A 24,989-nucleotide genomic window follows, 5' to 3' on the forward strand; every position below is an offset into this window, starting at 1 on the left:
TTCTAGGGCCTCACTGCACGCCGGACCCGTTATCCACATGCCCCCGCGTGAGATACGTGCAGCCGCGTTAGATATGACTCCCGCGCGTGCCCATTTCTCACGCGGCTGGAGGCGGCTAGACCCAGCCGTAGGTCCGCTCAACCGCCTTATTCCAGTCGGCGTAGAGCCGGGCGCGTTCACTGGCCTCCATCGATGGCTGCCAGGCTTTGTCTTGCGCCCAGTTGGAGCGAACATCCTCGACGTCATCCCAGAACCCGACGGCGAGCCCTGCCGCATAGGCGGCTCCTAACGCGGTCGTCTCCGACACCACCGGTCTGATCACGGGAACATCAAGCATGTCAGCCTGGAATTGCATCAGAAGCTCGTTCGACACCATCCCGCCGTCGACCTTCAGTGTGGTGAGGGCAACGCCGGAGTCGGCTCGGGCGGCTTCGAGAACTTCACGTGTTTGATAGGCGGTCGCCTCCAGAGCCGCGCGCGCGATGTGTCCTTTGTTGTGGAACCGTGTGAGACCGGCGATGACTCCCCGGGCGTCTGGTCGCCACCGTGGAGCGAACAGCCCAGAGAAGGCGGGAACGAAATACACGCCCCCGTTGTCGTCGACGGACCGGGCCAGGGATTCGACCTCCGCTGCGGACGAGATGAGCCCGAGGTTGTCTCGCAGCCACTGCACCAGGGATCCCGTAACGGCGATCGATCCTTCGAGCGCATAAACAGGATCAGCGGCCCCCAGGCGGTAGCACACCGTTGTCAGCAGGCCGTTTTCACTGTGCACGGGAGAGGTGCCTGTGTTCAGCAGAAGGAAGTTGCCAGTGCCGTAAGTGTTCTTTGCTTCTCCAGGGGAGAGACACGCCTGGCCGAAGGTGGCGGCCTGCTGGTCGCCGAGGATCCCCGCAATCGGGACCCCGTCTAGACCGCGTTTCGGCCGGGCGCTGCCGTACACCTCAGACGAGCTGCGGATCTCCGGGAGCATCGCGACAGGGACTCCGATATCTTCACAGATCGCCTCGTCCCACTCGAGAGTCGTGAGGTCCATCAGAAGCGTTCGCGAGGCGTTGGTGACATCGGTGACGTGAACGCCTCCATCCGGTCCGCCTGTGGCATTCCACAACACCCAAGTGTCCATGGTTCCAAAGCACAACTCGCCCCGCTCGGCGCGTTCCCGGGCCCCGTCGACCTCGTCGAGAATCCATCTGATCTTTGGGCCCGAGAAGTACGTTGACAGTGGCAGTCCCGTTCGTTCGCGGTAGAGGTCGGGACCTTGCGATCCAGCAATTTCGCGGCACAGCTCTTCAGTTCGAGTGTCCTGCCAGACGATCGCGTTGTAGATCGGCTTTCCCGTCGCACGCTCCCACACGACAGTGGTTTCACGCTGATTTGTGATTCCAACAGCCGCGATTGAGTCCTTCGGTATATCAGCTTTCCCGATGGCCGCACCGACGACCTCACGAACGTTTGACCAGATCTCGGCCGGATCATGTTCGACCCAGCCTGCTCGGGGAAAGATCTGTTGGTGTTCCTTCTGAGACACCGAAACGATTCGTCCGGAGTGGTCGAAAACAATACAGCGGCTCGAGGTCGTGCCCTGGTCGATAGCGGCAACGTAGCGGGTCACAGTCACATGTCGCTCCAGTGTGTTCGTCCTGTGCTTCCTGGCCCAAGCTACTAGCCTGGGAATCACTCCGGCGCCGTTTAGGGGGTTCTCGTTGCGTCATCAGTCTGACACCCATGTTCTCGGTCCTGCCCGGCGAAAGCAGGCCTGGGAAGATCTGACGACCCAGCAGTTCGATGTCCTTGTGATCGGCGGCGGTATCGTCGGCGCCGGCGCGGCACTCGACGCGGCGACCAGGGGTTTGAAAGTGGGCCTAGTTGAGGCTCGGGACCTGGCTTCTGGCACGTCGAGCCGCTCGTCGAAGATGTTTCACGGGGGACTGCGGTATCTCGAACAGCTCGAATTTGGGCTCGTCCGCGAGGCGCTGAAGGAACGGGAACTCGCACTGAGCCGCCTTGCACCGCATCTGGTGAAGCCACTGGAGTTCTTGTTTCCCCTGACGAAGCGCTATTGGGAGCGTCCCTACATTGGTGCCGGGATTTTCTTGTACGACAGGATGGGTGGCGCGAAATCGGTGCCCGCGCAAAAGCAACTGACACGCGCGGGCGCCCTCCGGATGGCGCCGGGACTGCGACGGCAGTCGCTCATTGGCGGTATCCGCTACTTCGATACGGTGGTGGATGATGCTCGCCACACGATGACCGTCGCGCGGACCGCCGCGCACTATGGCGCTGTGGTTCGTTCATCGACGCAGGTCATCGACTTCCTCAAGGAAGCTGACCGTGTATCGGGTGTGACTATCCGGGATTGTGAAACCGGAGACACCGGTGAGATCAAAGCTCACGTGGTGATCAACTGTACTGGCGTCTGGACGGACGAAATTCAGGCTCTTTCCGGCCAGCGCGGCAGGTTCCGTGTGCGCGCCTCGAAAGGGGTGCACATTGTGGTTCCGCGCGACAGGATTATCAGCGAAGCCGCGATCATCTTGCGGACCGAGAAATCAGTACTCTTTGTGATTCCTTGGGGCCGGCACTGGATTATCGGCACTACCGACACCGACTGGCACCTCGACCTGGCCCACCCAGCAGCAACCCGAGCTGACATCGAATACATCCTCGCGCATGTGAACAAGGTTCTGGTGACACCGTTGACGCCCGGCGATATTTCGGGTGTGTACGCCGGTCTGAGGCCGCTGCTCGCCGGTGAGAGTGATACGACGTCAAAGTTGTCGCGCGAGCACGCTGTCGCGGAGGTCGCGCCGGGGCTCATAGCGATCGCTGGTGGGAAGTACACGACGTACCGTGTGATGGCCGCGGACGCACTGGATGCTGCTTCCGAGTTCATTCCTAATCGCGTAGCACCTTCCATCACGGAGAGAGTGCCGCTGATCGGCGCGGATGGCTACCACGCGCTGATCAATCAGGCCGATCACCTCGGCGCGCAATACGGCGTCCATCCCTACCGTGTGCGCCACCTACTCGACCGGTACGGCTCGATGGTGTACGAGGTGCTGGCGTGCGCAGAGAAGGCACCGCATCTCCTTGATCCCCTGGAGGCGGCGCCGGACTACCTGAAGGTCGAGATTGTGTACGCCGCCTCCGCTGAGGCGGCGCTGCACCTCGAGGACATCCTTGTCCGGCGTACCCGGATCGCTATCGAATACCCGCACCGGGGTGCAGATTGTGCCCATCAGGTCGCCGAACTGGTCGCCCCGGTCCTTGGGTGGGACGACGTGGACGTCGATCGCGAAGTAAACCTTTTCCTCGCGCGCGTGAAGGCTGAGAAGGAATCCCAAGCGCGCCCGGACGACGCGTCAGCGGATGCTTTGCGGGCGGCGGCTCCAGAAGCGCGGCCGTTCATCAAAGAACCAGTCAGCGCGAATATCCCGCACTAGCAATCAGCAGGTCGACCGGACCGGGCGGTCAGCGAATCTGGCGTTGATGAACTCGATTGATTCACCTATCCCCGCCAGGTAGGGCACTGCGTGGTTAACCGCAAGCCCGGGAATGATCGGCGGGAGTTCGTTCGGAGACAGCTCGACAGTAGCGTCTTGGCTGCACCACTCACGGGCCAACTGACGGACCTGATGCGCCGGCACGATGTCATCTGCGGTTCCGCTCTGAATCAGCACGGGTACGGTCGGCGCGATGCTACCGAGGCGCTGGTCCGCCAATATCGCACGCACTTCCTCGTATCGATCGAGGATGACCGACAGTGGTTCGCCTGAGCGCGTGTAGTCGCGGGTTTGCTGGAAACCGAACCGTAAAGCGGTTTCCGCGACGCATTGGCCCGCCACCTCATTGAGTACTGAACGGCCGACCTCATTCACCTCGTTGTCGACGATCGGGCGGATTTCCGGATAGGCCTGAGAAAAACCATTGATGGCGTAGCCGATGACACCTGTCAAGATCGTGCCGTCGACGACCTGCAGCACTTCGGCAAGGTCGGCGGGCGGCGCCCCCACATATGCGCCCTTAATGTCGAGTTCCGGGGCGTAACTGGCATGAAGCTCCGCTGCACTCGCGGACGCGCCACCGCCCTGTGAATATCCCCACAGGGCGACAGGGCCCCCACTGCTGATCTTCGTGCCGGGAAGCCGCTGTGCTGCTCGGACAGCATCGAGAACAGCGTGACCCTGTGCCTTGCGATTGACGTAAGTGTGATGCCCTGGCGTGCCGAGGCCTTGATAGTCGGTCATCACGACAGCAATGCCCTGCGCGAGCATGGCGGTCATGAATGGCAGCTCATACTCGCCGCGCAGGTCGAGCGGATAGTCAAAGTGAATCAGCTGACTGAGAAGTTTGGAAGGGGCGCATTGATCGCCCTGGCCCTGAGTACCGGGCGCCATACTGATGAGCGGCCGTGGCCCAGGACCGGGCCACGGCGCCGCCGGATCGAGATACGTTCCAGTGACGGCGACAGGAGCCCCGTGCGTGTCCGTGGACTGGTACATGAACCGAGTTGCTTCAGCCGGGATCAGGCCGTCGGGCGAGGGGATCTCCAGCAACAGCGGCGACGGCTCGGTGCGGATGATTTCCCCGGGCGAGCTGGCCGCAAGGGGAGAGGGCGGCTCGTAGAAGCCGGGCGACGGAGCATTCTGCGCGACAGCCGGTGAGCCGCTCACGAGAACCATGAGCGCAGCCGAGCAGGCAAGCAGCACTCGATTGGCCCGGATTCTTGACATCACAAGAGGATTCTAAGTGATCGCTGTCACGATCCTGTGGAGGGGCTTAAATTCGGCTGAGTGCCGTTCTCAGATAGCCGGGGTATCGAAGTGGGTTGAGCAGGCTGCGCGTCGAGGATGCCGCAGCCTGCTGTGCATCGTGCAGGCGTGTCAGCGGCATGTCACGTGGTCGGCTGCGGCGGGGGACCAATCCCCCCGGCTTGTTGTCGCGCCCGATCTCGCCGAGGCACTCGCGAGCGAGATTCAGCCGCCGACGGATCCTGCGGTCACGCACGGCTCGAGCAAGGATCCGAAGCTCTTCCTGGACTGCGTGCAGCTTCTCGATATCACTCTGAGTGAGGACGGGTAGTTCCGGCTCGGTGGTCGTTTTCGGGCCGAGGCTGCTCGAGGCGTGAGCGATGACCTTGCGAGCCGGGGACAAGGCACCTTTTGCGGTCTTTCCGATATGTGCGGGCACCGCCGCGAGCGACCTCAGAGCATCCCCGGGGGATGACTCGTCAAGGAGGGGCAGTGGGGCAGTTGGGTGCTCAGGACGAGGCGGCTGTGAGCGGCGAAAGTGCCCGCCCCCCAGCACAGATGGCAACGGAACACGGAGCCGAGCGCGAATGTCGGATGCTGCTGCCCGCGGCGGCATCTGATCGTTCTTAGGCCCGTTTCTCACACGTCTGAGCCTACCGGTTCGACGGGTGTGAGTGCTCGGCCGAGGCGCGACCAGAAGAGTGGAGGAAAGTCGCGCGTGCGGCCATCAGGCCAGCGATCGCTCCCGCAATGTCAGCCGCCACATCCAGTGCGTCAGCAGTCCTGTTGCCAGGAAGAGCCCCTTGCAGCAATTCGGACAGTACTGCGAAGGCACAGACCCAGAGGAGCGTTGGAAAAGCTCTTATCTGCGCAAAACGCGAGGTGAGAGCGAGCGCAGCGAAAAGTACGAAGTGGACAGCTTTATCGAGATGGGGGATAGGACTCGGAGCATCCGGAGCGGGGCCAAAGAGCATCACGCACGCGACCACGAACGTGATTGCCAGTGGAATGCGCCGCCACATGGAGCGTGTGAGACACCCCACAGTCTTAGTTAGTGTCGCTAATGGAAAGCCCGAGGCCCGCTTCACAGAAGCGGATGACCGCCTCGCGTGAGGTGGCTACCGCTGCCTCTTGGCCTGCACGATGCCAGGTCTCGACCACAGCAGATCTTTCGCCTGGGTGAAGCGAGACCTCACCGAGCATTTCGCCAGTGGACGGTTCGCACACCGCCCAGGTATATCGCGTGTCAGCGCTCCACTCGGCAGTGCAGGTCCGCACGTACCGCGCGGGATCGGTGACCCCGTGCGCGCGCAATGCGGGACTGTCATCGACGCGTTCGTCACAGCGCAGCGCACGCAGGTACCACTCGCCAGCGTTGATCTCGACAGGTTCCACTTAGCACTTTCCTGAGTTGTCATCCGAGCTGCCAAAACCGAAAAGCAGGATCGCTGTCACCGGGACTAGGAGAAAGAAAAGCCAGTTGTTATGGAAGTCCGTGACGATGAAGAGAGTGAGCGCGACGAATGGCATCAGGGCCATGATGGGACCGCGGGGGAGCTCCCGGCCGCTAGGTTTTGCAACCTGGGGATGCTGTTGGGCAGGAGGTGGGGCGGGCTGCCCCACGCGTGCTGGAAGTAGCGGAAGATCTGTGAAGAGGGTATCCAGATCTCTGCGCGTGGTGGCAGCAACAGCCCTTGCGGACCGATCATCGTATTCGGTGAGAGTGAGGCGTCCAGCGGAGAAATGCTCGTTCAGCGCCGCTATGGCCCGCTCCCGCTCCTCATGACCAACGCGAATGTCAGGTACGTCCCCATAGCGGCCATTCTAGTTGCTCACGACAGCGCGGCTACTTGAGCTCGAGAAGAACAGTGCCCTGTGTAATCGCCGAACCGGGGCTTACTGCGAGGCCCGTGACAACACCTGACTTGTGGGCGCTCACCGGGTTCTCCATCTTCATCGCTTCGAGTACGACGACGAGTTCGCCTTCTTGGACTTCCTGTCCCTCTTCGACGGCTACCTTGACGACGGTTCCCTGCATCGGCGCGACGACCGCGTCACCAGAAGCGACGGCGCCTCCTGCGGCGCCACGCGTACGTGGCTTTGGCTTTTTGCGTACACCGCCAGTAGCTGCACCGTTGCTGGCGACTGTGAAGTCGCCGGGCAGTGAAACTTCGAGGCGTTTTCCGCCGACCTCAACGACGACACTCTGGCGCGGCAGTGGTTCTTCTTCAGGCGCAACAGAACCGACGTACGGTTCGACGCTGTTGTCCCATTCGGTCTCGATCCAGCGTGTGTGGACGCTGAAGCCTGTTTCGTCCCCGATGAAGGCAGGGTCCGCGACGACCGCGCTGTGGAAGGGAATAACGGTCGCCATACCCTCTACGTGGAACTCGGCAAGCGCTCGCCGAGACCGTTCAAGTGCCTCTTTCCGCGTCTGCCCGGTGACGATGAGCTTCGCGAGCATGGAGTCGAACTGGCCACCGATGACGCTTCCATTTTCCACGCCGGAATCGACACGAACGCCAGGCCCTGACGGTACTTCGTATCGCGTGATTGAGCCGGGAGCGGGGAGGAAGTTTCGGCCGGCGTCTTCTCCGTTTATCCGGAACTCGAAGGAGTGGCCGCGAGGTGTGGGGTCCTCTTTGAGATCGAGAACCTGACCTTCGGCGATGCGGAACTGCTCACGGACGAGATCGATGCCGGAGGTCTCCTCAGTCACCGGATGCTCGACCTGGAGACGCGTGTTGACTTCGAGGAACGAAATGAGGCCATCCTGGCCGACGAGGTACTCGACGGTCCCCGCGCCGTGGTAGTTCGCCTCGCGGCAGATCGCCTTGGCGGAGGTGTGGATCTCGTCGCGCTGGCTGTCAGACAGGAACGGAGCAGGAGCTTCCTCAACGAGCTTCTGGAACCGCCGCTGAAGCGAACAGTCGCGCGTGCCGACGACTACGACGTTGCCGTGCACGTCAGCAAGCACCTGAGCTTCGACATGCCGGGGCCGATCTAGATAGCGCTCGACGAAACACTCGCCGCGGCCGAAAGCCGCAACTGCCTCTCGTGTTGCGGACTCGAACAGTTCAGGCACCTCTTCGAGGGTGCGTGCCACCTTCATGCCTCGCCCACCGCCACCGAACGCAGCTTTGATCGCGATCGGGAGGCCGTGCTCCTCCGCGAACGTCACCACTTCGTCGGCGTCCTTTACCGGATCTTTCGTTCCCGGGACCAGCGGCGCACCTGCACGTGTGGCGATGTGCCGCGCGGTTACCTTGTCGCCCAGGTCGCGGATGGACTGTGGGTCGGGACCGATCCAGATCAGGCCAGCGTCAATGACGGCCTGGGCAAAATCGGCGTTCTCCGACAGGAAGCCGTAGCCGGGGTGAATCGCGTCCGCGCCGGAACGGCGCGCTGCGTCGAGAAGCTTGTCAAAAACCAGGTAAGACTCTGCAGAGGTCTGACCGCCGAGTGCGAAGGCTTCATCGGCCAGTCTCACGAAGGGAGCATTTGCGTCCGGTTCGGCGTACACGGCGACGCTCGCGATACCTGCATCCCGTGCCCCGCGTATCACCCGGACAGCAATCTCGCCACGATTGGCGACGAGAACCTTTGTGATGCGTGCAGTCGTCTCGCTGGGCACGGGGCCTCCTGTTTTCGCCCTAAGTCGTTGCCTCCGGTTCTAGTCGTGTTGAGCCGGGGAACGATGAACTTCCACGTTGTGTCGAAGGTGAGTCTATGCAGAAGGGCTACCACAGCGTAATCCGAGGGTGCCCGTCTGCTGACTTCCTGTCTCTCCACTGTCACAGATTACCGATGGGTAACCCAGCAGCGACGCGAGCGGAGCACCAGCGGAAAGCCGCGATTTGATCACATTTTCTCACGCAGCTTCCGTTTGATGCGCGCGAGCATCGCCGACATACCGCGCAGGCGAAGCGGACTCACCACGGAACTGAGACCAAGGTCCGAGTAGAAGTCGTCTGGAACCTCGAGGATGGCGTCCGCGCTCAGCCCGTCGAGACCCTGATGCAGTATCGAGGCGAAACCACGAGTCGTGGGCGCCTCCGGCGGAGCACTGAAGTGGAGACGCACACGCCCACGATCTGCGGCATCAACGGCGAGGAACAGTGGGGACTGGCATTCCGGAACGGGTTCCATGGCCGCTTCCTCCAACTCGGGGGGAAGCGCCGGCAGTTCCCGGCTGAACTCCAGTAGGAGCTGGAGTTTGTCCTGTCCGTCAACTGATCTGAAGTCCTCGACGATATCCCCGAGTGACTCAGGAATTGAGCCCATCAGCTATCGGTCCTCACGACGCTCGAGAAGGGGCTTCACCTGGCTCCTCGCCCTTAGCGATCGGCACACGCACGGTATTTCCCCACTCTGTCCACGATCCATCGTAGTTGCGCACGTCCGTGAACCCCAGCAGGTACGTAAGGACGAACCACGTGTGGCTTGAACGCTCCCCGATGCGGCAGTAAACGATTGTGTGGCCGTTCGGGTCGAGATCCCCGTAGATCGCATCGAGTTCGGTGCGTGACTTGAATCGGCTGTCATTAGCGGCGGCCTTCGCCCAGGGGATACTCGCTGCCGTCGGGATGTGGCCGCCGCGCAGTGCGCCCTCTTCGGGATAGTCCGGCATGTGGGTGCGTTCGCCCGTGTACTCAGCGGGTGAGCGCACGTCGATGAGGGGCCCCGAGCCGAGGTGGAACAAAACCTGATCGCGGAATGCGCGAATCTTCGAGTCGTCCCGGGCCACGACCGGATAATCAGCTGCAGGCAATTGTGGGACGGAGAAGCTCATGTCGCGTTCTTCCGCGATCCACGCATCCCTGCCGCCGTCGAGAAGGCGAACGTCGGGGTGACCGAACAATGTGAAAACCCACATTGCGTAGGCCGCCCACCAATTCGATTTGTCGCCGTAAATGACGACTGTGTCGTCACGGTTGATGCCTTTGCGGCGCATCAGGTCGGCGAACTGCTGGCCGTCGATGTAGTCACGCGTGACGGGGTCGTTGAGGTCTAGATGCCAATCAATTTTGATCGCGCCGGGAATGTGGCCGATGTCATAGACGAGCACATCCTCGTCTGACTCCACGACCTTGAGCCCGGGAGCACCGAGGTTGGCGGAAAGCCATTCGGTCGAGACCAGGCGCTCTGGATGTGCATATGCGGCGAAGGCTGCGTTCTTCTCCGGAGGGACTGGCACGGCGTCAGCTCCTTTGTGGTGCCTATGGAAATGTTGTCACGTCAACGTTAGCGGTTCTTTGTACGTTGCGGCATGCAGCAACAATGCGCAGCGCCGCTTGGATGCACTATCAACGGCGTTGACGTCACCTGCGCAGCAGTTCATCAAACTGCGCCACTGTCTCGAGGGCGGTGTGGACAGAGCCGTAGCTGACGTCAGCGGTCACGATGACCCGGCCCGTCCGCACTGCGGGCAACTGCCCCAGGAAAGGGTGATCTACCAGGTAATCCGGCTCGAGTTCGGGATCATCGCTGGAGACGAGGATGCGGTCGGCTTCCGCAAGTGCTGCTGCTGCCGCGTCGGGATCTGCTGGCGCCTCGGGATCCGTTGTGAAGCGGACAACGGTGGCCCCGAGGTCCTCCACAGTGACTCCCGGAATGGTGGGCGTGTGACTCAAGTCCGTAATTGTGCCGTCTGTGGCGATCCCCACAACTGCGACACTTTCGCGCAGGTTTTCGCCGTGGCGGCTGCGCACGCGCTCGATACGATCCTGGTAATTCTTGATTTCGGCGTCTGCGACGTCCTCCCGGCCGAGCCACCCGCCGATCGTCGCGAGATTTGTCTGCCATGGGGCGCGGGGGTCGACCGGCAGCACCGGAGCCACCGATCTGAGTTCCGGCGTGAGCCAGAACGGGCTTTCGATGTTCGTGCAGATGATGAGGTCGGGATCGATCCGGACCAGTTCGACGATGTTGACCGGCGAGCGCAACGATTCAGGGTCGCCGCGCAGCGGAACCCACGGCCGAATGAGCGGGGAGGTATACCCTGCGACGGGCAGACCCAGCGCGAGAGCGATCTCGAGATCTTGACGGCTGTCAACGGCGACGACGCGTTGCGGGTCGAGCGGAACGGTCACCGTGCCGAGGGGTGTGGTTACGGTAGCTGTACTCGCGGCGCCTGAATCACCGTCCCCTTCGCCGCCGCAGCCAACCAGTGCCGCCCCGCTCGCGCCCATGAATGCGCCGAGGAATGCTCGACGAGAGAGCCGAGGTGTCATTGAGTGTGGCTCCAGAGGTCGGAGATACTAATTCCAAGTCTGGTGAGCAGGGACCGTACAAGAGGCAGCCCGATCCCGATGACAGACGAGGGGTCGCCTTCGATACGGTCGATAAACCAGCCTCCGAGACCGTCCAGAGTAAACGCCCCAGCGACATTGAGCGGTTCGCCGGACGCGAGGTACGCGTCAAGGTCTTCTTCGCTCGGATCGCCGAAATGAACGGTGGTCGTGCTACAGCCCGATGCTTCGCCCACGACAACGCCATCACGAACGTGAATGGCGCAGTGCCCGGTGAGCAGATCACCGGTGCGCCCCATCATGTGCTTCCACCGCTGTCTGGTCACATCGGTGGTGAGCGGTTTTCCCTGCAGCTCACCACCGATGAACAACATCGAGTCGCATCCCACCACCACGCAGTCGGTGAGCCCAGCAGCGTTGCCTTCACCCGCCCATTCGGTACCTCCCCGAGCGATCTCCTCAGCCACCCACCGGGCTTTCGCCTGAGCGAGCACAGTCACGACTTCGTCGGGGTACGCACCGGGGCCCAGATCTTCCGCGATCGCCTCTTCGTCGACTCCGGAGACTCGAACCAGCGGTTCGACACCGGCCGCGCGCAGGACAGCACGTCGCGCCGGTGATGCCGAAGCGAGGACAAACCGGGCCATACTTTTACTGCCAGTACCGCTGGTTGACGAACGCACCCGGCGGGAGGGGCGGCTGGTGGCGCAAGTTGTCGACAACGTTTCCCCACATCTCCCGCGGTCGCGGATCTGGGGCTGGATTCGCAGAAGCCGCCGCGGCAGCACCGGCGAAGACGGCGACGAGCGCGGCAAGTTCCTCATCCGTGACGTTTCCGCGCTCCACCTGGAGAAAGGTGGGGGCTGGTGTTGGGTCTGACTCGCTCACAGTGGAATATTCCCATGCTTCTTCGGTGGAACGTTGACGACCTTCCGCTCCAGCAGTCGCAGCGCAGTGGCAACCTGCCAGCGTGTGTGCGACGGCGGAATCACTGCGTCGAGGTACCCGCGCTCCGCAGCCATGTAGGGGTTGACGAGAGTGTCTTCGTACTCCTGCTGCAGCTGCAGCCGTAGCGCGTCGACGTCTTCCCCGTTCTTGGCTGCCTCGAGCAGACGGCGCCGGTACACAAACCCGACCGCGCCGGACGCGCCCATCACGGCGATCTGTGCCGTCGGCCAGGCAAGGTTCACGTCGGCGCCCATGTGCTTGGAGCCCATCACGTCGTAGGCCCCACCGTATGCCTTGCGGGTGATGATGGTGATCTTGCCGACTGTGGCCTCACCGTAGGCATAGAGGAGCTTCGCTCCTCGCCGAATGATGCCGTTGAACTCTTGGTCCGTTCCGGGGAGGAAGCCCGGCACATCAACGAGAGTGAGGATTGGCACGTTGAACGCATCACAGGTGCGGACGAACCGCGCTGCCTTCTCTGACGCAGCAATGTCGAGCGTGCCCGCGAACTGGGTGGGCTGATTTGCGACGATCCCCACGCTGCGGCCCTCGACGCGCGCGAACCCGCAGAGAATGTTCATCGCGCGCTGGGCTTGTACCTCGAGGAACTCGCTGTCGTCGACGATTCGCCTGATGACTTCATGCATGTCATACGGCTGGTTAGGTGAATCGGGGATGATTGTGTCGAGTTCGAGGTCATCAGCCGTAAGGGAGTCCTCCGCGCTGCCGTGCAGAGGGGCTGGCGACGGGAAGCGCGGCGCCTCGCCCCGATTGTTGCTGGGCAGGAAGCTGAGTAGTTCTTTGACGTAGTCAAGCGCGTCGTCTTCGCTGTTTGCGACGTAATGCGCGACACCGGACTTGACCATGTGCGTGTGTGCGCCACCCAGTTCTTCCATCGTGACCTCTTCGCCGGTGACCGTCTTGATGACGTCCGGCCCGGTCACGAACATCTGGGACTTCTGGTCCACCATGACGACAAAGTCGGTTAGGGCGGGGGAGTACACGTGTCCGCCCGCGGCGGGCCCCATGATGAGGGAGATCTGGGGAATGACGCCCGAGGCGCGAACGTTCCGGTGGAAGATCTCGCCGTACAGGCCGAGCGATACAACGCCTTCCTGGATGCGCGCTCCCGCGCCCTCGTTGATTCCGATCAGTGGACGTCCCGTCTTGAGGGCGAGGTCCATGACCTTGACGATCTTCTCGCCGTAGACTTCGCCGAGACTGCCGCCGAAGACGGTGACGTCCTGGCTGAAGACGCACACCTCACGCCCGTCGATAGTGCCGTAACCGGTGACGACCCCGTCGCCGAGCGGACGATTGTCGGCCAGCCCAAAGTTCGTGGAGCGGTGCCGGGCGAGGGCGTCGAGTTCGACGAAGGACCCGTCGTCGAGAAGCTGCTCGATCCGCTCGCGGGCGGTGAGTTTCCCCTTGTCGTGGACCTTCGCGACCGCAGCTTCACCTACCGGATGCTGCGACTCCTCGAGCCGCCGCCGAAGGTCAGCAAGCTTTCCCGCTGTGGTGTGGATGTCGATTGTCTCTGCGGCTTCGCTGTTCCCGCCCGGCGTTGCTTCTGGCGCTTCCGGCGAGGTCTGCTCTGGCTCGGTCACACTGGTCATGGGCGCGAGTGTATCGAGAAACTCCCAGAAAGATGTGACCGAGTACCCATTACACGCCATGCCCCGTCGTAGTGTGAGGCCATGGCACACGCGCAATCCGGCCCTCTCAGCGCACAAGAAATCCGCTCCCAACTCGAATCTGAGTGCAGTAAAGCGTCGGACTTCTGGGACACAATCGACGTTGTTTCCGAGACTGGCTCGACGAACGCGGACCTCCTTGTGCAGGCGGCGAACGGCACGGACCGTGCGGTTCTCCTTGCTGAACAGCAGACTGCCGGGCGGGGCCGGCACGACCGTACCTGGGTTACCAGGCCGGGCTCGGGCCTCATCATGTCGGTGCTTTTCCGGCCGGTCGGCGTGGAACCCGCGCGGCTCGGATGGATTCCGCTACTTACCGGCGTTGCGGTTGCGCGCGCACTGCGTGAGGCAGCAGGTGTCGATGCGAGGCTGAAGTGGCCGAACGACATCTTGGTAGGCGAGCGCAAGATTGCCGGGATTCTCGCAGAAGTTGCCGCTCAGCCAGGCACTCCAGGGGTAGTGGTGGGATTCGGTATCAACGTCCGCCTGGCCGAGAACGAACTTCCCGTACCCACCGCGACGTCACTGATGATCGAGGGCGCGCCCAGCGTTGACCGCAATTTGCTCGCAGCCGCCGCTCTGAAGGAACTCGCGACTCGGCTCGATAACTGGATGGCTGCGGGCGGCGGCGACTCGGAAGTCGCCGCGGAGTACGTGGCGTGGTGCGTCACGCTGGGTCAACAGGTACGAGTGTCATTGCCAGGTGACGAGTCGCTGTACGGCCGTGCCGAGCGCATCGACGCATCTGGCCGCCTGGTGGTGCGCCCCGATTCTGGCGGTGAGGTGGTTTCGGTATCAGCTGGTGACGTGACTCATGTGCGTCCAGCTGAATAGGGACGCAAAATAAGAGCATGGCTTTTCTGGGTGGCCCCTTCCGCGGGGGACGATCATCAGCACGCGAAGAACTCGTGCTGATGCAGCGGCACCCGCATTGGAAAATGCTGCTTGGACCCGCTGCGTGGATGATCGCTGCTACTGCTATCGCGGGTGCCTTGATCGGTCTGATCGAAGTGAGTGCTCCGGCAGGCATCCGGGGCATCGCGATTCTGTTCGTGATTTTTGTGTGGCTGATCACTGCGATCGCCAAGTTTTTCCGCCCATACGTCAGTTGGTGGCGGACTGTGCTGATCATCACTGACCAGCGGATTGCGGTGCGCGAAGGCCTGCTGTCGAGACGTGGATTCGATATTCCGCTGCAGCGTGTAGCTGGCGTGCGATTTCACTGCGGGTTCACCGACCGTCTGGCAAAAACAGGAACACTGATCATCTCACCAGTTGGTGAGCCACCCTTTGAGTTCGCACACCTGCCTGCCGTTCGCGACGCCCACGCAGTGCTGTACGAACATGTTTTTGGTGCCGGAACGGCGCCCAAGGGGCGACGTTTCTTCGGACTCCTCAAAGCCAAGTAGGCCACGTAACGCGCTGAATCCGCGCAGAAACTCTAACCTGGTGTTCGTGAGATCCGTGCTGCTCGCCGAAGATGACGAAGCAATCGCCGCGCCGCTGTCCAGGGCGCTTGAACGCGAAGGCTACGAGGTGCGTATCGCCCCCAACGGCGACGACGCGCTGGAACAGGTGTTAACAGGCACCTGGGACCTGCTGTTGCTGGATCTTGGCCTCCCCGGAATGGACGGCCTTGAGGTATGTCGGCAGATCCGGTCGAACAAGCTCGATGTGCCGGTGCTGATGCTTACCGCGCGCACAGACGAGGTTGACTTTGTGGTTGGCCTCGATGCGGGTGCCGACGATTACGTGGGGAAGCCGTTCCGGCTTGCCGAGCTCCTCGCGCGAGTCCGCGCGTTGCTGCGCAGGCATGGCGGGGCCAGCGATGAAGCGTCCATCGAGATCGGTGGACTCCTCCTCGACAAGCCGGCACGCCGTGTTCTGCTGGAGGGAAAAGAGCTTTCCCTGGCAAACAAAGAATACGAGCTGCTGAAGCTCCTGATGGAACACGCGGGCGAGGTCGTATCCCGGGATCAGATTCAGCGGGAGGTCTGGGGAGACGTTGACCTCCGAGGTTCCAAGACGCTCGACATGCACATGTCGTGGCTGCGCCGGAAGATCGGTGATGAAGGCCGGGAACTGGGCCGCCGGATTTCGACCGTCCGTGGCGTCGGATTCCGGTTCAATGCTGACTAGCCGCCAGGCGGAAGACCAGTGAATCGCCGCATCTTGCTCTCCACTGTCGCGGTTGTCGTTGTGGTGGCGATGCTTCTCGGAGTGCCTTTGCTGCTCAGCGCCTGGCGCATCGTCGAGGAGTTCACTCGAGAGGATATGAAGGTCCGTCTCGACCAGATGGCGACCGAGGTGCTCAGCCAGCAGGGACAAGAGGGCCTGATCCAGGGGCGACTCGACACGGAACCGCTACGGCTGGTGGTGCCCCCTGGCGGCAGGCTCGAGGTTATTTATCCGACGCCACTCGACAGCGCCTCACGAGCTTCCGTAGGTGAGCAATTTGTGGAGCAGGCGATCGTCGAGTCGTTGTCTCTTGGTGTATCGGGGTCGCTTCGCCTGGAAATCCCTCCAGACGAGATGCGGGCCGCGCAATGGCAGGCTATCGCGGTCGTCGGGGGTCTCCTTATCCTGTCGATCGGCGCCGGTTCTGTAGTTGCCCAGCTGACCGCCCGCAGGCTGTCTGACCCGCTCAGTGACGTCGCGGCCCGCGCCGCACGGCTTGGAGCAGGTGACTTCCGTCCAGATCCCCGCCGCCACGGCATCCCCGAACTCGACAGGGTCTCGGAGGTGCTGGATGCGGCGAGCGTCGAAATAGCGGAACGCCTCCAGCGCGAGCGCACGCTCGTTGGCGATGTGTCCCACCAGCTCCGCAGCCGTCTGACCGCAATCCGGCTGCGCCTAGATGAACTCGCTGAGCACCACGACTCGTACGTGGTCGCGGAAGCAACTGAGGCGCTGGGGCAGGTCGACCGGTTGTCGCAAGCGGTTGACGATCTTGTCCGGGCGTCGCGTGACCACAGTCTCGACGACTCAGCGCCCCTTGAGGTCGTAGACGAACTCGGCAAGCTCGTCTCGGATTGGTCCGCACCGTTTCAGAAGGAGCGCCGCCGCGTCACCCTCGAAGGCAGCCCAGGTGTCACTGCCAGAGCTACCGCATCACGGCTTCGCGAGGCAGTGTCGGTGCTGATCGACAACTCCCTCAGATACGGGGCGGGAACATGCACGATCCGCGTACGCAATGTGCGGTCGTCCGGAGACCGTCGCGAGATGGTAGTTGTCGAGGTTGCCGATGAAGGGCAGGGAATTCCCGATGACATTGCCCCCCGGATTTTCGAAAGAGGATTCTCCGGGGGTGGTTCATCCGGAGTTGGGCTCGCCCTCGCCCGTGCCCTGGTTGAAGCCGACGGTGGTCGTATGGAGCTACAACAGCGCAAACCAGCCGTATTTGCCCTTTTTGTCGAATCTGGCGCTGAGCAACGTCGCGGGAGAGTGGTTCACAGCACAGGCGGCGAGCCTCGCTAAGCGTGGCCCAGCTCCTCTTCGAACAAATCTTCCGGCGTGGGCAGAATAACTGCGGATCCAGCGGTGGCGACGAATTCGTCGGGAAAAACGTACCTGCGCATCGCCCAGAAACGGAACAGCATCTGGAGGATATTTCCGATCAAGTAGGCGCTGATGAAATCCGCGATGTTTTCGGTTGTCAGAGAGACATTGGGAACCCTGAGTTCGAGGACGTAGGACGAGACCCATAGTGGGATGAACGCGATCACGACCCCAATGCCGCTGACCACGAAGAAGAGGAACGCTTCGTGGTGCCGCTCGCGCCCGCCGCGGTTCTTGAAAGACCATTCTCTATTGAGTACGTACGACAAGATGACGGCCATCACGCCAGCGATGATCTTCGCGGTTACTGGATTATCGGCGAGAATCGTTAACTTGAGGGTGTAGAAGATCGCCATGTCGAAGATAAATGTCGTCCCGCCGACGATCGCGAACTTGATGAATTCGCGGTGCTGGATTGCGAAACCCCGGAAAGGGTGCGGAATTCGCGAGATGACGACGTCTGCCAGGGACACAAGATCGCAGTCTACTGAATGACCTCGCGGGCTAACCCGGTTCGGTGGGTGACATCACGGAATTACGCTCACCGCGGCTCTTCTGTCACCATGGACAATCGTGGTAACAGACCAGTTCAGCCAGCCGCGTGCTGATATCGCCTACCAGCGTCAGAGTTCCCAGCTCCCGACCGTACTAATGGTCGGTGGCGGACAGCTTGCACGAATGACCCACCAGGCCGCGATCGCCCTCGGTCAGTCGTTGCGCGTCCTCGCCGCGTCACCCGAAGAGTCGGCGGCGCTCATATGCCGGGACGTCGTCCTTGGCCGCCACGACGACCTCGAAGCCCTGCGTAAAGCAGCAGATGGGGCGACCGTTCTGACGTTTGACCATGAACATGTTCCGCCCGGCCACCTCGAGACCCTCATTAGTGAAGGGGTGAATGTCCAGCCCCCACCAACCGCGCTGATCCATGCCCAAGACAAGCTGGTGATGCGGGAAAAACTCGCGAGTATCGGTGCTCCTGTGCCTCCGTTTGCGGCAGTCGACTCGGCTGCGGACGTGACCGCCTTCGGTGCGGAACACGGTTTCCCCGTCGTCGTCAAAGCTACGCGCGGAGGTTACGACGGCAAGGGCGTCTGGGTCGCCGAGACAGCGGATGAAGCGGCGAAGATCGTCTCAGATCAGCTCGCTGCCGGCGTGTCTCTGCTCGTCGAGGAGAAAGTGGACATGCGCCGCGAGCTCTCCGCGATGGTCGCGCATTCGCCCTTCGGGCAGGGCGCTACGTGGCCGGTTGTCGAAACGGTTCAGCGTAACGGCGTGTGCGCGGTGGTGATCGCCCCCGCACCTGAGCTGCCTACAGCCCGCGCGTCAGAAGCGCAGCAACTCGCCCTCAGAATCGCGGAGGAATTGGGTGTCACCGGCTGCCTCGCGGTCGAGCTCTTCGAGACGAGTGATGGCAGGATCCTCGTGAATGAACTTGCGATGCGGCCACACAACTCGGGGCACTGGACTATGGATGGCGCCCGAACCTCGCAGTTCGAGCAGCATGTCCGCGCTGTGCTCGACTATCCACTCGGGGACACAAGCCCCACCGCGCCTGTGACGGTGATGGCGAATGTGCTCGGTGCTGCGGAGCCTCCAGCGATGAGCATGGATGAGCGCGTCCACCACCTGTGCGCACGAATGCCAGACGCGAAGGTGCACCTCTATGGAAAAGGGGAGAGGGCGGGCCGGAAACTTGGTCATGTGAACGTTCTCGGTGCCCCGGGAGGGTCACCCGACGATACTGAGTACGTCGAATCGGTCCGTAACCGCGCAGAACTCGCCGCGCACTGGCTTTCCCACGGTGTGTGGGCCGATGGGTGGAATTCGCATACAGCAACTTTTGAGGAGCAGTAACGGTGGCGGCACAGCACACAACCCCAGGTCCGCAGGTGGGTCTGATCATGGGCAGCGATTCGGACTGGCCGGTGATGGAGGCCGCCGCGGAAGCTCTCGCGGAGTTCGGCGTTCCGTTCGAAGTGGGGGTCGTTTCGGCGCACCGCACGCCGCAGCGGATGCTGGATTACGCGAAGAGCGCGGCTGCACGTGGCATCAAGGTGATCATCGCGGGCGCGGGCGGTGCGGCGCACCTTCCAGGCATGGTGGCATCGGCCACGCCGCTGCCGGTAATCGGCGTTCCAGTACCCCTGAAGTATCTCGACGGCATGGACTCGCTGCTCTCCATCGTGCAAATGCCTGCAGGCGTACCGGTCGCGACGGTCTCGATCGGTGGCGCGAAGAACGCGGGGCTGCTTGCCGTGCGGATTCTCGCTGCGGCAGATGTGCAATTGCAGGAAAAAATGACCAGTTTCCAGGATGGACTTGAAAAGATGGTTCTGGATAAGGATGACGCATTGCGGCGGAAGCTCCTGGGCTAGGATTCAGGCCAGACGGCCGTGATGTATCCAACCGCAAGGAGCTGCAGGAATGGCTGGTAACCCGGACTTCGATCTCTTTCAGCTCGCCGACGAGCATAACGAGTTGCGTTCGGCGATCAGAGCGCTGTGCGAAAAGGAGATAGCTCCTCACGCGGCAGATGTCGACGAGAATGAACGCTTCCCTGAAGAAGCACTAGCAGCACTCACAGCATCCGGTTTCAACGCAGTTCATGTGCCGGAGGAATATGACGGTCAGGGTGCTGACTCTGTCGCGACTTGCATCGTCATCGAGGAGGTCGCGCGTGTGTGCGCCTCATCCTCGCTGATTCCGGCAGTCAACAAACTCGGCACGATGGGTTTGATCCTCAGCGGATCCGACGAACTGAAGCAGCAGGTACTCCCCTCGCTCGCGTCCGGAGAAGCGATGGCCTCGTACGCGCTCTCCGAGCGCGAAGCAGGCTCTGATGCCGCTGCGATGCGTACTCGCGCGAAAGAAGACGGCGACGACTGGATCATCAACGGCAGCAAGTGCTGGATAACTAACGGGGGCAAGTCCACCTGGTACACCGTGATGGCGGTAACCGATGCAGATCTCGGTTCGAGTGGCATCTCCGCGTTCATGGTGCATAAGGATGATGAAGGCTTTGTTGTCGGTCCCAAGGAAAAGAAGCTGGGGATCAAGGGCAGCCCGACCGCGGAGCTCTACTTCGAGAACTGCCGCGTCCCTGGCGACCGCATCATTGGTGAGCCCGGAACTGGATTCAAAACCGCGTTGCAGACGCTCGACCACACCCGTCCGACGATCGGTGCGCAAGCGGTGGGCATTGCCCAGGGCGCGCTAGACGCGGCAATCGCGTACGTAAAGGACCGCAAGCAATTCGGTTCAGCGGTCTCGTCGTTCCAGGGTGTGCAATTCATGCTCGCTGATATGGCGATGAAGCTCGAGGCGGCTCGGCTGATGGTTTACCACGCCGCAGCACGCGCTGAGCGTGGTGAGCACAACCTCGGATTCATCTCGAGCGCATCGAAATGCTTCGCCTCGGATGTGGCGATGGAGGTCACCACAGATGCGGTGCAATTGTTCGGTGGTGCCGGATACACGCGTGATTTCCCAGTCGAGCGCATGATGCGCGACGCCAAGATCACTCAGATCTACGAGGGCACCAACCAGATTCAGCGCCTCGTCATGTCGCGCTCGCTTCTCCGCTGAGAGGACCACGCATGGCTGGGCCGTCGGTTCCGGCCGCTGGAAAAGCCGCCGACGGGTCCTTCGTGTCGCGCTGGTTCGCATGGTCGCGGCGGAACGCGATGCGGATCGACGTCGGCATCGCTATCTTCGTGTCGCTTTTCGGGCTGCTGGGCGTGCTCGCCACCGCCGATCGGCTGCTTGAGCTGGTGCTCGCGCTCGGTATGACCGTGCCTCTCGCATGGCGCCGCCGGAATCCCGAAATTTCCGGCTTCACGGTCGCGGTATTCGCGTACGCTAGCCTCGCGCTGATTGGCGAACCGCGGCCCGCAGCAGTTGGCGTTCTTTTCGCAGCGTATGGACTTGCAGCGTACGGCTCAACGCTGGCCGCCAGAGCCGGAATCGTGGCCGGTGCGTTGGGCATGGGCATCATGGGCGTGCTCAATACCTACGAGGGCGCGCCGATGCAGGCGAGAATCGCGAACGTCGTGTTCGCCGTCATCCTCATCACTGTTGTGTGGACGTTCGGCATGATCCGTCGGTTCCGTATCAATGAAGTAGCTGGACTCACCGAACGAGCGCGACTCCTCGAGCTCGAGCGGGAACAGGAAATGAAACTCGCCGCGGTTGAGGAGCGCACGCGGATTGCCCGCGAAATGCACGACATCGTGGCTCACTCACTGACTGTCGTGATCGCGCAAGCAGACGGTGGGCGGTATGCGGGGGCGACGAATCCGGACGCAGCGGTTGACGCTCTCAGCCAAATCTCGTCCACGGGACGACAAGCGCTGACCGATATGCGCGCCTTGCTTGCTGTGCTGCGGGAGGGGGATTCGCGAGATCTGGCAAGTGCGCCAGGGATTGACGATATACCGCCGCTTCTAGAGGATTACCGTCGCAGCGGCGTATCGACGACGCTGCGGGTCACCGGTTCGCCTCGGGAAATCTCGACGGGCGCGGCTCTTACCGCTTACCGCATCGTGCAGGAATCGCTCACGAATGTGCTCAAGCACGTGGGCCCCATGGCGACAGCTGAGGTGCGGTTGTCTTGGGGGGAGAGCGAACTGACAGTCACGATCACAGACGACGGTCGTGGTCTCGCTGGAATACTCCCGAAGCCCGAGGCGCCAGGGCAGGGTGTGCTCGGGATGAAGGAACGCGCCCAGCTGTACGGTGGCTCGGTTTCGGCGGGTCCCGGTGAGGGTGGTGGTTACGAAGTGCGGGCCTCACTGCCGTACCGCTTGGCTAGCTGAATTCTGTTACGTTATGGCCGTGCCCGGGGACCAGATTCGCGTTGCTCTCATTGATGACCAGCAGTTGGTTCGTGCGGGCTTCCGGATGGTCATTGATTCGCAGCCTGACATGAGCGTGGTCATCGAAGCCTCCGATGGTGAACAGGGTGTGCGGGAAATTGCCAGGGTTGGCTGTGACATCGTTCTGATGGATGTCCAGATGCCGCGGCTCAATGGGATCGACGCAACTCGGCGCCTGACGGATATGGGGGACACGCCCAAGGTCGTCGTGCTGACGACGTTCGACAACGACGACTATGTCATGAACGCGATCAGCGCCGGTGCGAGTGGTTTTCTCCTGAAAGACGCAGATCCTGAGCAGCTCCTCGCCGCGATCCGGACCGTGCACCGTGGCGACGCTGTGATGGCGCCGAAGGCCACGCAGAGGCTGCTGCGTCACGTTGGGCCGCTGCTTCGTGACGGAACAGATCAGGGTGAAACGCGGCCCTCCCTCCCTGCGGAGCTCACGCCTCGCGAGGTCGAAATTCTGACGGCAATGGGCCGGGGCCTATCCAACAGCGAGATCGCCGAGACGTTCTTCGTGTCTGAAGCCACAGTGAAAACGCACGTGGGTCGCGTGCTCGCGAAGACGCAGTCCCGTGATCGCGTGCAGGCGGTGATCCTCGCTTTCCAGACTGGCCTTGTGCGGCCGGAAGACCTGTTGCGTGGAGTTTGAGCTCACGTGTGGATGTCACGATTTTCAGCCTCAGGCCTGAACCCGGCACAATAGGCGTGCGTTCGTGTCACCCTGCTGCCCTCAAGGAATGTTGCCGTGTCGATCCCAAAAATCGTGCTGTTCTATGTGTTCGCGCCGCTGCCCGATCCGGAAGCGATCCGGCTGTGGCAGCACACGCTGTGCGAGGCGAACGACCTCAAGGGACGCATCATCATTTCCCAGCACGGAATCAACGTCACGGTTGGCGGTGAATTAGCGCAGGTCAAGCGCTACGTTAGGGCGACGCGCGGCTACGCGCCGTTTCGCGATGCGGACGTCAAATGGTCGGATGGCTCCGGTAACGACTTCCCCCGGCTCACTGTGAAAGTCCGGCAGGAAATCGTGACATTTGGTGTCCCCGGCGAGATCAAAGTCGATACCAGCGGCGTTGTCGGGGGTGGCACTCGTTTGAGTCCTCAAGGTGTGCACGACCTTGTCGCACAACGCGGGGACGAGGTGGTCTTCTTCGATGGCAGGAACGCGATGGAAGCGGAAGTTGGCCGGTTTCGCGATGCGGTGGTGACCCGGGCGGAAACTACGCGCGACTTCGTGGCAGAGATCGATAGTGGGCGCTATGACCATCTGAAGGACAAGCCAGTCGTGACGTACTGCACGGGCGGTGTCCGCTGTGAGGTGCTTTCGGCGCTCATGCGAAATCGTGGTTTCAGCGAGGTCTACCAGCTTGACGGCGGAATCGTTCGGTATGGCGAGCAGTACCGTGATGGTGGCCTGTGGGAGGGCGCGCTCTACGTGTTCGACGGACGGATGACGACGACGTTCTCGCCACAGGCGAAAACACTTGGCCAATGCACGCTGTGCTCGTCACCTACCTCCCGTTTCGAGAACTTCCCCGACCCGGAGGGGCGCGATCTCAAGCTCGTGTGCGAACGCTGCTCATCAGCCGAGATACCTGCTGGTCATGCCTAAGCTTCCGCTGCCAGTCCGGGACGGTTTGGGTCCCGCACGGGTTCGTGTCGAGCCTGGGTCACCGGCAGTGACGATGTTCGGCTACCTGATCGAACGTTTCCCAGGGTCCGATGATTTCTGGACTGAACAATCACATCGCGATCTGGTGGTAGACCAGAACGGCCGCAAGATCACACCGGACACCGCCTATCAGCCGGGACGACTGATCTATTACTACCGAGAACCAGTTCCGGAACCTCCCGTCCCCTTCAGCCTGACAGTGCTTCACCAGGACGAGCGGATCGTCGTAGTCGACAAGCCCCACTTTCTGGCGACAATTCCCCGTGGACAGCATGTGACCGAGACAGTGCTGGTTCGGGCGCGCCGACAAACCGGAATCATGGAGCTCACGCCGGCGCACCGGCTCGACCGGATGACCGCAGGGGTGCTGATACTTGTGGCAGACCCGCGCTTCCGGCAGCCCTACCAAGACCTTTTCGCACGCCGGGAAGTCACCAAAACCTATGAGGCAGTGGCCCGGTATGACGAGACGGTCCGCCTCCCCGTGACGGTGCAGAGCCGGATCGTGAAGCAGTCAGGTGTGATGGTGGCCGAGGAAGTGCCGGGCGAACCGAACAGTAAAACCGTTGTGGAACTCGCCGAGATCGTAGGAGAGTACGCACGGTACCGGCTTCATCCGATCACGGGTAAGACACACCAGTTGCGGTTGCATATGGCGTCGCTCGGCATCCCGATTTCGGGTGACAACTATTACCCGGATTACCGGCCAGTCACACGAGAGGACTTCTCTCAGCCGTTGCGGCTGCTCGCGCGTGAGATCGAGTTCACCGACCCGCTAACCAACGAAGCCAGACACTTCGCTAGTCAGCAACAACTATCTATCCCTGCCAGTTAGGCTCACTTTCGTGAGTGACGAGAGGCCGCGGTTCTCCGCGCTGCGCGCAGCGGCGCGAAGCAGCTGGCAGTCAACCGTGGTGACGGCGCTGGCGCTGCTCTACGCGCGGATGCTCGGCTCGAAGCCGCGGTTTGAGGGCCGCAGCCGACTGTTCATCGCCTCTGGCATGCGCGGGGGTTTCGCCCGGGCAGGTACGACGGTTGGTGGAGTGTTCCTCACAGGTAAAGCCCCCTCAGAGCGCCTGATCCGCCATGAATCGGTGCACGCGGATCAGTGGGCGCGGTATGGATTTACTTTTCCCGTCCGGTACTGGATCGAGGAGCTGCGCAACCCGCGAGGGAGAAACCGTTTCGAGATCGAGGCGGGCCTCGAAGACGGTGGTTATGTGGGATAG

Annotated in this window: 27 protein-coding genes and 1 pseudogene; 13 read left to right on the plus strand and 15 right to left on the minus strand. The window is 62.0% G+C overall.

Annotated elements, in window-relative coordinates:
* Positions 1-115: 115 nt before the first annotated feature.
* Entirely contained in the window at positions 116-1,615 is a 1,500-nt protein-coding gene (gene glpK, locus FHU29_RS00125; protein ID WP_064440752.1) for a glycerol kinase GlpK, read from the minus strand.
* 91 nt (positions 1,616-1,706) lie between these two features.
* Here glpK and glpD point away from each other — a divergent pair, with 91 nt between their 5' ends.
* Entirely contained in the window at positions 1,707-3,446 is a 1,740-nt protein-coding gene (glpD, locus tag FHU29_RS00130) for a glycerol-3-phosphate dehydrogenase (RefSeq protein ID WP_064440624.1), read from the plus strand.
* A gap of 3 nt (positions 3,447-3,449) precedes the next feature.
* Here glpD and FHU29_RS00135 read toward each other — a convergent pair whose 3' ends face one another.
* The 13 genes and pseudogenes from FHU29_RS00135 to FHU29_RS00190 form a co-directional block, all read right to left on the minus strand.
* Entirely contained in the window at positions 3,450-4,736 is a 1,287-nt protein-coding gene (locus FHU29_RS00135) for an alpha/beta fold hydrolase (RefSeq protein ID WP_064440625.1), read from the minus strand.
* Positions 4,737-4,782: 46 nt separating this feature from the next.
* A complete protein-coding gene (locus FHU29_RS00140) occupies positions 4,783-5,397 on the minus strand; it encodes a hypothetical protein (RefSeq protein ID WP_157095144.1) in 615 nt (204 codons plus the stop codon).
* A gap of 10 nt (positions 5,398-5,407) precedes the next feature.
* Positions 5,408-5,776 carry a VanZ family protein gene (locus FHU29_RS00145; RefSeq protein ID WP_064440627.1) on the minus strand — a complete coding sequence of 123 codons (369 nt, stop codon included), beginning with the start codon at positions 5,774-5,776 and terminating at the stop codon, positions 5,408-5,410.
* Positions 5,777-5,801: 25 nt separating this feature from the next.
* Complete coding sequence (locus tag FHU29_RS00150) at positions 5,802-6,149, minus strand: GNAT family N-acetyltransferase (RefSeq protein WP_064440628.1); 348 nt, start codon at positions 6,147-6,149, stop codon at positions 5,802-5,804.
* Positions 6,150-6,284: a hypothetical protein gene (locus tag FHU29_RS22935; RefSeq protein ID WP_260151891.1), complete on the minus strand. Its 135-nt coding sequence runs from the start codon at positions 6,282-6,284 to the stop codon at positions 6,150-6,152. It lies immediately after the preceding gene.
* A gap of 120 nt (positions 6,285-6,404) precedes the next feature.
* Positions 6,405-6,551, minus strand: a pseudogene (locus tag FHU29_RS22940) (DUF1707 SHOCT-like domain-containing protein); the annotation flags it as partial.
* Positions 6,552-6,600: 49 nt separating this feature from the next.
* The gene (locus FHU29_RS00160; protein ID WP_064440630.1) at positions 6,601-8,388 is read right to left on the minus strand and encodes an acetyl/propionyl/methylcrotonyl-CoA carboxylase subunit alpha; all 1,788 of its coding nucleotides are present in this window, start codon (positions 8,386-8,388) and stop codon (positions 6,601-6,603) included.
* Between the two features lie 227 nt (positions 8,389-8,615).
* The gene (locus tag FHU29_RS00165) at positions 8,616-9,038 is read right to left on the minus strand and encodes a SufE family protein (RefSeq protein WP_064440631.1); all 423 of its coding nucleotides are present in this window, start codon (positions 9,036-9,038) and stop codon (positions 8,616-8,618) included.
* A gap of 13 nt (positions 9,039-9,051) precedes the next feature.
* Entirely contained in the window at positions 9,052-9,951 is a 900-nt protein-coding gene (locus tag FHU29_RS00170; protein ID WP_064440632.1) for a sulfurtransferase, read from the minus strand.
* Between the two features lie 124 nt (positions 9,952-10,075).
* Complete coding sequence (locus tag FHU29_RS00175; protein WP_064440633.1) at positions 10,076-10,987, minus strand: ABC transporter substrate-binding protein; 912 nt, start codon at positions 10,985-10,987, stop codon at positions 10,076-10,078.
* On the minus strand, positions 10,984-11,652 hold the full coding sequence (locus FHU29_RS00180) for a Maf family protein (RefSeq protein WP_064440634.1): 669 nt from the start codon (positions 11,650-11,652) through the stop codon (positions 10,984-10,986). Before FHU29_RS00180 ends, FHU29_RS00175 begins: the two co-directional genes overlap by 4 nt.
* A gap of 4 nt (positions 11,653-11,656) precedes the next feature.
* Positions 11,657-11,893 (minus strand): acyl-CoA carboxylase subunit epsilon, encoded by a 237-nt coding sequence (locus FHU29_RS00185; RefSeq protein ID WP_064440635.1) that lies wholly within the window; start codon positions 11,891-11,893, stop codon positions 11,657-11,659.
* The gene (locus FHU29_RS00190) at positions 11,890-13,569 is read right to left on the minus strand and encodes an acyl-CoA carboxylase subunit beta (protein ID WP_064440636.1); all 1,680 of its coding nucleotides are present in this window, start codon (positions 13,567-13,569) and stop codon (positions 11,890-11,892) included. The genes FHU29_RS00185 and FHU29_RS00190 overlap by 4 nt, the downstream gene beginning before the upstream one ends.
* Positions 13,570-13,650: 81 nt before the next feature.
* On the opposite strand from FHU29_RS00190, the gene FHU29_RS00195 reads away from it, so the two are divergent.
* The 4 genes from FHU29_RS00195 to FHU29_RS00210 are packed head-to-tail and all read left to right on the plus strand — an operon-like array spanning position 13,651 to position 17,124.
* Positions 13,651-14,481, plus strand: a complete 831-nt coding sequence (locus FHU29_RS00195) for a biotin--[acetyl-CoA-carboxylase] ligase (protein ID WP_064440637.1) — start codon at positions 13,651-13,653, stop codon at positions 14,479-14,481.
* A gap of 17 nt (positions 14,482-14,498) precedes the next feature.
* Positions 14,499-15,056 (plus strand): PH domain-containing protein, encoded by a 558-nt coding sequence (locus FHU29_RS00200; protein WP_064440638.1) that lies wholly within the window; start codon positions 14,499-14,501, stop codon positions 15,054-15,056.
* A gap of 46 nt (positions 15,057-15,102) precedes the next feature.
* Positions 15,103-15,786, plus strand: coding sequence for a response regulator transcription factor (locus FHU29_RS00205; protein ID WP_041452191.1), 684 nt, complete (start codon positions 15,103-15,105; stop codon positions 15,784-15,786).
* Positions 15,787-15,804: 18 nt separating this feature from the next.
* Positions 15,805-17,124, plus strand: coding sequence for a sensor histidine kinase (locus FHU29_RS00210; protein ID WP_064440639.1), 1,320 nt, complete (start codon positions 15,805-15,807; stop codon positions 17,122-17,124).
* Here the strand turns inward: FHU29_RS00210 and FHU29_RS00215 are convergent.
* Positions 17,121-17,678, minus strand: coding sequence for a GtrA family protein (locus FHU29_RS00215; protein WP_064440640.1), 558 nt, complete (start codon positions 17,676-17,678; stop codon positions 17,121-17,123). The genes FHU29_RS00210 and FHU29_RS00215 overlap by 4 nt on opposite strands.
* Before the next feature lie 136 nt (positions 17,679-17,814).
* Here FHU29_RS00215 and FHU29_RS00220 point away from each other — a divergent pair, with 136 nt between their 5' ends.
* From FHU29_RS00220 to FHU29_RS00255, 8 genes are all read left to right on the plus strand, one after another.
* On the plus strand, positions 17,815-19,059 hold the full coding sequence (locus FHU29_RS00220) for a 5-(carboxyamino)imidazole ribonucleotide synthase (RefSeq protein ID WP_064440753.1): 1,245 nt from the start codon (positions 17,815-17,817) through the stop codon (positions 19,057-19,059).
* A 2-nt stretch (positions 19,060-19,061) separates the two neighbouring features.
* On the plus strand, positions 19,062-19,580 hold the full coding sequence (gene purE, locus FHU29_RS00225; protein WP_269747848.1) for a 5-(carboxyamino)imidazole ribonucleotide mutase: 519 nt from the start codon (positions 19,062-19,064) through the stop codon (positions 19,578-19,580).
* A gap of 49 nt (positions 19,581-19,629) precedes the next feature.
* The gene (locus tag FHU29_RS00230; protein ID WP_064440641.1) at positions 19,630-20,790 is read left to right on the plus strand and encodes an acyl-CoA dehydrogenase; all 1,161 of its coding nucleotides are present in this window, start codon (positions 19,630-19,632) and stop codon (positions 20,788-20,790) included.
* An 11-nt stretch (positions 20,791-20,801) separates the two neighbouring features.
* Positions 20,802-22,019, plus strand: coding sequence for a sensor histidine kinase (locus tag FHU29_RS00235; protein WP_064440642.1), 1,218 nt, complete (start codon positions 20,802-20,804; stop codon positions 22,017-22,019).
* Between the two features lie 13 nt (positions 22,020-22,032).
* Complete coding sequence (locus FHU29_RS00240; protein ID WP_064440643.1) at positions 22,033-22,734, plus strand: response regulator; 702 nt, start codon at positions 22,033-22,035, stop codon at positions 22,732-22,734.
* 96 nt (positions 22,735-22,830) lie between these two features.
* Complete coding sequence (trhO, locus tag FHU29_RS00245) at positions 22,831-23,700, plus strand: oxygen-dependent tRNA uridine(34) hydroxylase TrhO (protein WP_064440644.1); 870 nt, start codon at positions 22,831-22,833, stop codon at positions 23,698-23,700.
* Positions 23,693-24,595 (plus strand): pseudouridine synthase, encoded by a 903-nt coding sequence (locus FHU29_RS00250; RefSeq protein ID WP_064440645.1) that lies wholly within the window; start codon positions 23,693-23,695, stop codon positions 24,593-24,595. Before trhO ends, FHU29_RS00250 begins: the two co-directional genes overlap by 8 nt.
* A 10-nt stretch (positions 24,596-24,605) precedes the next feature.
* A complete protein-coding gene (locus FHU29_RS00255) occupies positions 24,606-24,989 on the plus strand; it encodes a hypothetical protein (protein WP_064440646.1) in 384 nt (127 codons plus the stop codon).

The sequence above is a fragment of the Hoyosella altamirensis genome (assembly GCF_014191505.1).
Lineage (GTDB): Bacteria > Actinomycetota > Actinomycetes > Mycobacteriales > Mycobacteriaceae > Hoyosella > Hoyosella altamirensis.